Source organism: Sphingobium limneticum (assembly GCF_008710155.1).
Taxonomy (GTDB): Bacteria; Pseudomonadota; Alphaproteobacteria; order Sphingomonadales; family Sphingomonadaceae; genus Sphingobium; species Sphingobium limneticum.
Window position 1 is genome coordinate 1 of sequence record NZ_VYPZ01000056.1, and the last position, 7,550, is coordinate 7,550.

The window sequence follows — 7,550 nt, forward strand, 5'->3', positions numbered from 1 at the left end:
ACAATACCAGCGCACCGCCCACAGGATCACATCACCCTGGAAATGGCGCCACTTGAAATCCGTCATCGTTCCGTCCGTCCAATCTCCGCCAAGCATGCTCAAGCTTCACGATTTTTGCAACAGAGCCGCTGCGGGGCAGCCATCAGCGGCCCCGGCGGACCGCTAAGTTCTTGCATGATCGCAAATGCTAGTATACCTTGGTTCCGCTCATCACAAGAGTCAGGAGATGGATATGGCTTGGAAGAAACCCGAAATCCGTGAAATCGCGCTCGGCGCGGAGATCAACTGCTATGCCTGCGCCGAACTGAGCGCCTAAGCATCACTCCATGAAGATCATTATGCTGGGGGCAGCCGCCGGCGGTGGCTTCCCCCAGTGGAATTCCAATGCCGGTGGGTGCCGTCGCGCCCGCAGCGGCGACCCCCTAGCGAAATCGCGAACCCAGACCAGCGTCGCGGTTAGCCGTGACGGGGAGCGCTGGTTCGTGCTCAACGCATCGCCCGATCTGCGCCAGCAGATCAACGACACGCCGGCGCTGCACCCGCGCGATGGCCTTCGGCATACGCCGATCGCGGGCGTCGTGCTTACCGGCGGCGATGTGGATGTAGTCGCGGGGCTTCTGACCCTACGCGAGCGCCAGCCCTTCACGCTCCACGCTTCGCACCGGATTCATGACGTGCTCGACGCCAATCCGATCTTCGAGGTGCTCGCGCGCGATGTCGTGACGCGCAGCGTCGAGCAACTCGGCGTGCCTTTCACGCTGGAGCCAGGATTGACCGCGCGCTTCTTCGCCGTGCCAGGGAAAGTGCCACTCTATCTCGAAAGCGGCAGCGAACCGCCGCCCATCGTCGTCGATGATACGACCGTGGGGCTAGAAATCGTCGAGGGCGACAAGCGCATGCTCTTCATTCCGGGTTGCGCGGCCATGCCCGAGGATCTGCGCGCCCAACTCGTCGGCGTCGATATCGTCTTCTTCGACGGCACGCTCTGGCGCGATGATGAGATGGTGGCCGCCGGCTTCGGTGGCAAGACAGGCCAGCGCATGGGACATATGAGCCTCTCGGGACCGCAAGGCACGATCGAGGCCTTCCGCACCGTTCCGGTGAGGCGCAAGGTCATCATTCACATGAACAACAGCAACCCCGTTCTTCTCGCCGACAGCCCGGAGCGGGCGGAAGCGGAAACCGCCGGATGGACCATCGGGGAAGACGGCATGGAATTCATGCTATGACGGAAACGGCCGCCCCCCGATTGCTGAGCGCCGATGAGTTGGAGGCCGTGATGCGCCAGATCGGCGGCGAGCGATACCATATCCACCATCCCTTCCACCGCCTGCTCCATGACGGCAAGCTCGACCCGGCGCAGGTCCAGGCATGGGCGCTCAACCGCTATTATTACCAAGCTAGCATCCCGGCGAAGGACGCGACGCTGATGGCGCGCCTGCCCACCGCCGAGATGCGCCGCGAATGGCGCCGGCGGATCGAGGATCATGACGGCGATGGCGACAAGCCCGGCGGCATCGAACGTTGGCTGAAGCTGGCCGAAGGGGTGGGACTCGACCGCGCCCTGGTCGAGAGCGCCGCCCAAATCCTGCCCGAGACGCGCTTCGCCGTGGATGCCTATGTGCACTTCGTTCGCGACAGGACGCTGCTCGAAGCCATCGCGTCCTCGCTGACCGAGCTGTTCTCGCCGACCATCATCGCCGAGCGAGTCTCCGGCATGCTCACCAACTACGACTGGATCACCGAAGAGACGCTCGCCTATTTTACCCCGCGCCTCACGCAAGCGCCGCAGGACAGCAAGTGGGCGCTGACCTATGTCAAGCAGCATGCCAATACGATCGAGAAGCAGCAGGCGGTGCTCGCCGCGCTGCGCTTCAAATGCGACGTCCTGTGGTGCCAGCTCGACGGCCTCTATCTCGCCTATGTCTCGCCAGGCATGATTCCGCCTGGCGCCTTTGTTCCGGGGGAGAGCTGATGGCGGATGGATCATCGGCTCCCGCCTTCCGGCGCGGCGTCAAGTTCCGCTTCGATTCCGTGCGCAATGCCTGGGTGCTTCTCGCGCCCGAGAAGCTGTTCATGCCCGACGAGATCGCGGTCGAGATCCTAAAGCTGGTCGGTGGCGCACGAACCATTGATGCGATCGTGGAGGATCTCGCCGCGAGCTTCGATGCGCCGCGCGACGTGATCGCGACCGATGTCATCGCGGCTCTTGAGGATCTCTCGACACGAGGCGCCGTAGAGCTATGAACGTGCCGCCGCCGCCGATGGGGCTGATCGCGGAGCTGACCCACCGCTGCCCCCTGCAATGCGCCTATTGCTCCAACCCGCTGCAGATGGATGCGCCAAAATCCGAGCTAGCAACGGCGGAATGGCTGCGCGTGCTCGACGAAGCCGCCGCCATCGGTATCTTGCAAGTGCATTTCTCGGGCGGCGAGCCCATGGCACGGCGCGACCTGCCGCAGCTTGTGGCTCATGCCAACCGGGCAGGGCTCTATACTAACATCATCACGTCGGGCGTCCTGCTGACCGACGAGGTGATGGCGGTGCTGCTCGACGCCGGCATCGATCATATCCAGCTCAGCTTTCAGGATTCGAGCCACCAGGGCGGCGACAGGATCGGCGGCTATCGCGGCGGGCATGCGAAGAAGCTGGAGGCGGCGCGGCGCATTCGCGAGGCGGGCCTGCCGCTCACCACTAATTTCGTGATCCACCGCCAAAACATCGAACGCGTCGAGGACATGATCGCGCTCGGCGAGGCTTTAGGCGCCGAGCGGATGGAGATCGCCCACACGCAATATTATGGTTGGGCGCTGCTCAACCGGAACGCGCTCCTGCCGAGCCGCGACCAACTCGATTTCGTGAACACCGTGGTGGACGCGTCACGCGAGCGGCTCCGGGGCCGGATCGTGATCGACTATGTGGTGCCCGATTATTATGCGGCCCGGCCCAAAGCCTGCATGGGAGGCTGGGGCAACCGCTTCATCAACATTTCCCCCTCCGGCAAAGCCCTCCCTTGCCATGCCGCCGAAACGCTGCCCGGCTTCACCTTCCCCTCGGTTCGCGATTCTAGCCTCGCCGAGATCTGGACGGCTTCAGATGCCTTCGCCCGGTTCCGAGGCACTGAATGGATGCCGGAGGTGTGCAGGAGCTGCGATCGGCGCGAGATCGATTGGGGCGGCTGCCGTTGCCAGGCGCTCGCGATCGCCGGCGATGCCGCGCTGACTGATCCGGCCTGCCATCGCTCGCCGCATCATCATCTGATGGGTGAGGCAATCGCAGCGGCGGGCGGCCACGCCGGGCTGGACCTCGTGCCGCGCAGGCTGCAACAAGCAGCCCATAACTGAGCTGCGCACCTTCTATCCCGAGATCGAACCCTATGAGAGCGGCACGCTCGACGTAGGCGACGGGCACGTCCTCTATTACGAGCGCAGCGGTACGCCTGGCGCCAAGCCGGCCGTTTTTCTCCACGGTGGGCCTGGCGGCGGTATCTCGGCCCGCCACCGGCGGCTTTTCCACCCCGACCATTATGACGTGATGCTTTTCGACCAGCGCGGCTGCGGGAATTCGACGCCGCATGCGGGCCTAGAGGCGAACACGACGTGGCACCTTGTCGCCGACATGGAACGGCTGCGCGAAGCGATGGGCGTCGACAAATGGCTGGTCTTCGGGGGCTCCTGGGGCTCGGCGCTGGCGCTTGCCTATGCGCAGACCCATCCCCAGCATACCAGCGAACTGGTGCTGCGCGGGATCTTCACCGTGCGCGAGTCCGAGCTGCACTGGTATTATCAATTCGGCGCATCCGAGATTCATCCCGAGAAATGGGTCGATTTCGTGCGCCCGATCCCGGAGGTGGAGCGCGGCGACCTGCGCGCCGCCTATCGCAAGCGCCTCACCGGCGACGACGAAGCGGTGAGGCTCGAATGTGCGAAAGCCTGGTCGCTATGGGAAGGCCGCACCCTGACCTTGTTGCCCGATCCCGAAACCTCCGGCGGCTTTGAAGACCCGCATTTCGCGCTCGCCTTCGCGCGTATCGAGAACCACTATTTCGTTCATCATGGCTGGCTTGAGGACAACCAGCTCATCCGCGACGCCGGAAAGCTCCACGGTATTCCCGGCACCGTCGTCCAGGGCCGCTATGACCTGGCCTGCCCGACACGCACTGCCTGGGAACTGCACCAGGCTTGGCCCCAAGCGGACTTCCATCTTATTGAAGGTGCCGGGCACGCCTTCTCCGAACCGGGCATTCTCGACCGTCTGATCCGGACAACGGATCGCTATGCGGGGCTGGCGGAGACGTGAGCGACGCGGCGGCTGTCAGGGCTTCCACAACCGCAACCGCTGACGGGCTTGCGGCGCCGCGCCGCTATTGGGCGCTGACAGGCCTGTGGCTGGCCATGGCCATGACGGTGATCGACAGCACGGCCGCCAATATCGCTCTGCCGACGATCGGGCGCGATTTCGGGGTCGGCCCCACGACGACGACATGGATCGTCACCACCTACCAGATCGCGATCGTGATGACACTGCTTGGCGCCGCGTCGCTCGGCGAACGATTGGGCTATCGACAGATATACATGGGCGGGCTCGCGCTGTTCATACTGATGTCGGCCGCTTGCGCAAGCGCACGCAGCCTCGAATGGCTCGCGTTCTTCCGCTTCGCGCAGGGGCTGGGGGCTGCCGCGGTCATGGGCGTGAATGGCGCGCTGATCCGCCTCACCTGGCCCAAGGAACTGCTCGGGCGAGGGCTGGGGTATAATGGCGTGGTCATCGCCGGAACTGCGGCGGCTGGACCGGCGCTGGCTGCTTTCCTGCTGTCGATCGGCGACTGGCATTGGCTCTTTCTGGTGAATATTCCCGTGGGGCTGCTCTCGCTGGCGCTGGCGGCCCGCTTCGCCCCCGACCGTCCGCCTGAGACCGACAAATTCGACACGGCTAGCGCGCTGCTGAGCGCGACCGCATTCGGGGCGCTGTTCCTGGCGATCTCGCGAGTCATCCACGACCGCTGGTCGCCCCTTACCGCCGGCCTGCTGCTCGCCAGCGCCGTGGCGGGCGGCGCCATGCTGCGCCGGGCACGGACAAGCACCAGACCGATGATCCCCCTAGACCTGATCGGCCACCCACGTCTGCGGCTTGCCTATGCCGCGTCGATATGCGCGTTCGCGGCGCAAATGTGTCTGCTGGTGTCTATGCCCTTCCTGCTCGAAGGCGAGCGGGGCTTGAGCGTCGCCACAGTGGGGCTGCTCATCCTGCCCCTGCCACTCGCTACCGCACTCAGCTCGCCTCTTGCCGGAAGGTTCGCCGACAGGTCATGGGCCGGGGCCATGAGCGCCGGCGGCCTGTGCCTGCTCGCGGCAGGGCTGCTGGTCCTCGCCTTCGCGCTGCGGTCTACGCCGCCGCTGCCGCTTGTCGGCGCTGCGATGGCATTATGCGGTGTCGGCTTCGGCCTGTTCCAGGTGCCCAACAACAATGTCATGCTGCGCACCGGCCCGGTAACGCGCGCGGGCGCCGCCGCCGGCATGCTGACGCTCTGCCGACTGACCGGCCAGACCGGCGGCACGTTGATCGCCGCCGTGTCCTTGTCGATGACAGGGGAGGGGACTATTCCGGCGCTGATCGGAGCGGCGCTGGCGCTTTGCGCAGCCGCCTTCGCACGCGGACGCTAATAGACGCGCATGCGCGGCCCCGTCATCAGCGGGCTTCGGCCGATAAGCTGGCGGCTCGCGAGCGTCGTCGCGTTCGTCGCCGCCTACGCTCGCCACCAACCGCTCGAGATCCTTGGCGGATAGATCAGGATTACACTGCATCAGCTTCTGGATGAGTTCTGAACGAATCATGCCTCCTCCAATCAGAGCGCAGCGACAACGCCTAGATCAACACCCGTTCCACCTCATCCAGCGTCACGTCGTCGGGACGGCGATCGTAAAGCTGGGTGGTGCGCGTGGAGGCATGGTTCGCCATCGTCGCGGCGCGCTCCAACGTGCCGCCGTTCTTCAGGTAGGCGGTGATCCCTGTCGCGCGGAACGAATGGTTGCCGATCGCCGTCTCGATCCCGGCCGCCGCGGCGCGCCGTCGCACCATCTGAAACGCGCTCGCCTGGGGCAGGGGGGTGTCGCTTAGTCGCCTGGTGCCCCGCGCGATCGTGCGGAACAGCGGCCCTTTGCGATCCTCGCGTAGATCGCAGCCATCGATGTAGGCGGTCATATACTCTTCCAGATTGTGGTGGCAGGGCATTTCGTGCCGCTTGCCGCCCTTCTCGTGCAGCCGAACCCATAGCCGCCGATTCTGCACGAACACGTCCTCAACCCGCATCGCCAGCGCCGCGCCTATCCGCGCGAACGAATAGACCATCAGCCCGATCAGCGCCCGATCGCGAAGCCCGGCGGGCGTGGTCACGTCGATCGCATCGAGCAGCCGCCGCGCCTCGTCGGGGGCCAGCACGGGGGTCTTGCCGCGCCGCACGCTGTGCGCCGGCCCGCGCACCGACGCTGCCGGGTTCGTCGGCACCACTTGGCCCGTCACCAGCCAATCGAACAGGTGGCGCACGCCGGCGAGCTGCTGCTTGACCGTGGGCGCGCTCACCTCGCGCCCCAGCGCCTCGATCCATGCCGCAACGTGGAGCGGCTGCACCGCGGCGACCGACACGACTCCGCGCGCATCGCACCATGCCAAAAACTCACTCGCGGCACGCGCGTAGGCGCGCCGCGTATGCGCGTTGCGGATGGTGACCGCGAAGAACTCAAGGAAGCGGCGTTGCGTGGCGTTGTCGGCCGATGCGACCAGCGCCGGCAGCGCCAACGCGGGAGCGGGAGCGGGCTGGAGGGCGAGCTGGTTCACGCCTAGAAGCTGCGCTTCTCGATCGCTGCCAGCACCTCGGGCTCGGTGGCAAGCCGGCGGCTGGTATCGACCAGGCGCTCGATCCATGCGCGATTGCCCTGCTTCGCGGCCGCGCGCGCTGCCTCTTCTTTAGGCAGGTTGCTCTTGCCGCGAGTCCCGCCGCTCTCGTTGCTGCTCATGTCGGGCTTCCATCGTTCTTCGGCGGCCATTCAAGGCTGTCGATCGCCTCCTGCAAGCGGACGGCGGTTGCCACTGCGCCGGCGGCGTGAAGCTGCGCCAGCGCCTCCAGCATCAACGCGCGCGCACCGGCCAAACGCAAGGCCGGGCTGATCTGGAGGGCCTATGGGGTCCTGGTCCATAGGCCTTCATAGCGCTCCCGATACATCCGATAAAGGACATTATCACATATAGAGGCGCGACACTAGCGAAACGACCACCGCAGGCGCCGAGATCCCGAACTCGCCCCCTAATCTGGTGAGCGACGGCAGGGCTTGCTCACCGATCTGGCGGCACACCGTTCGGGCGTCTCCAACTTAGGGGGTCGATGCGCACCATTACCTTCATCACGCACTTTCAAGTCAGACATCGGCTATTGCGAAGCAGTTGCATATATCATAGGGCGGCGCACAGATTGAGAACGATTCGCAAGGGGGGTAAAATGAAAAAAAGTACATTAAGCGGCGCGTTAGGCCTTGGATTAATGGCCGTGCCCGCAA

The 7,550-nt window shown here is 65.1% G+C and carries 9 protein-coding genes; 7 read left to right on the forward strand and 2 right to left on the reverse strand.

Annotated features, from left to right (window positions below):
- The first annotated feature begins 232 nt into the window (after positions 1–232).
- From pqqA to F4U94_RS23505, 7 genes are read left to right on the forward strand one after another with little or no spacing between them, the layout of a single operon-like run.
- On the forward strand, positions 233–316 hold the full coding sequence (pqqA, locus tag F4U94_RS23475; protein WP_125999890.1) for a pyrroloquinoline quinone precursor peptide PqqA: 84 nt from the start codon (positions 233–235) through the stop codon (positions 314–316).
- Between the two features lie 10 nt (positions 317–326).
- Entirely contained in the window at positions 327–1,229 is a 903-nt protein-coding gene (gene pqqB, locus F4U94_RS23480; RefSeq protein WP_066768293.1) for a pyrroloquinoline quinone biosynthesis protein PqqB, read from the forward strand.
- Complete coding sequence (gene pqqC, locus F4U94_RS23485) at positions 1,226–1,975, forward strand: pyrroloquinoline-quinone synthase PqqC (protein WP_066768291.1); 750 nt, start codon at positions 1,226–1,228, stop codon at positions 1,973–1,975. Before pqqB ends, pqqC begins: the two co-directional genes overlap by 4 nt.
- Positions 1,975–2,247, forward strand: coding sequence for a pyrroloquinoline quinone biosynthesis peptide chaperone PqqD (gene pqqD, locus F4U94_RS23490; protein ID WP_066768288.1), 273 nt, complete (start codon positions 1,975–1,977; stop codon positions 2,245–2,247). The genes pqqC and pqqD overlap by 1 nt, the downstream gene beginning before the upstream one ends.
- Entirely contained in the window at positions 2,244–3,344 is a 1,101-nt protein-coding gene (gene pqqE / locus F4U94_RS23495; RefSeq protein ID WP_066768286.1) for a pyrroloquinoline quinone biosynthesis protein PqqE, read from the forward strand. The genes pqqD and pqqE overlap by 4 nt, the downstream gene beginning before the upstream one ends.
- 1 nt (position 3,345) lies before the next feature.
- Positions 3,346–4,299: a prolyl aminopeptidase gene (gene pip, locus F4U94_RS23500; protein ID WP_197421608.1), complete on the forward strand. Its 954-nt coding sequence runs from the start codon at positions 3,346–3,348 to the stop codon at positions 4,297–4,299.
- Complete coding sequence (locus tag F4U94_RS23505) at positions 4,296–5,663, forward strand: MFS transporter (RefSeq protein WP_066768284.1); 1,368 nt, start codon at positions 4,296–4,298, stop codon at positions 5,661–5,663. Before pip ends, F4U94_RS23505 begins: the two co-directional genes overlap by 4 nt.
- Positions 5,664–5,865: 202 nt before the next feature.
- On the opposite strand, the gene F4U94_RS23510 is transcribed toward F4U94_RS23505, so the two are convergent.
- Together F4U94_RS23510 and F4U94_RS24705 are read right to left on the reverse strand one after the other, a co-directional pair.
- The gene (locus tag F4U94_RS23510; protein ID WP_066768282.1) at positions 5,866–6,834 is read right to left on the reverse strand and encodes a tyrosine-type recombinase/integrase; all 969 of its coding nucleotides are present in this window, start codon (positions 6,832–6,834) and stop codon (positions 5,866–5,868) included.
- A gap of 2 nt (positions 6,835–6,836) precedes the next feature.
- On the reverse strand, positions 6,837–7,013 hold the full coding sequence (locus F4U94_RS24705; protein WP_156448123.1) for a hypothetical protein: 177 nt from the start codon (positions 7,011–7,013) through the stop codon (positions 6,837–6,839).
- Positions 7,014–7,550 lie beyond the last annotated feature (537 nt).

Coding starts and splice junctions, on each gene's coding strand:
- pqqA (WP_125999890.1), top strand. CDS start 233: ATGGCTTGGAAGAAACCCGAAATCCGTGAAATCGCGCTCGGCGCGGAG.
- pqqB (WP_066768293.1), top strand. CDS start 327: ATGAAGATCATTATGCTGGGGGCAGCCGCCGGCGGTGGCTTCCCCCAG.
- pqqC (WP_066768291.1), top strand. CDS start 1,226: ATGACGGAAACGGCCGCCCCCCGATTGCTGAGCGCCGATGAGTTGGAG.
- pqqD (WP_066768288.1), top strand. CDS start 1,975: ATGGCGGATGGATCATCGGCTCCCGCCTTCCGGCGCGGCGTCAAGTTC.
- pqqE (WP_066768286.1), top strand. CDS start 2,244: ATGAACGTGCCGCCGCCGCCGATGGGGCTGATCGCGGAGCTGACCCAC.
- F4U94_RS24705 (WP_156448123.1), bottom strand. CDS start 7,013: ATGAGCAGCAACGAGAGCGGCGGGACTCGCGGCAAGAGCAACCTGCCT.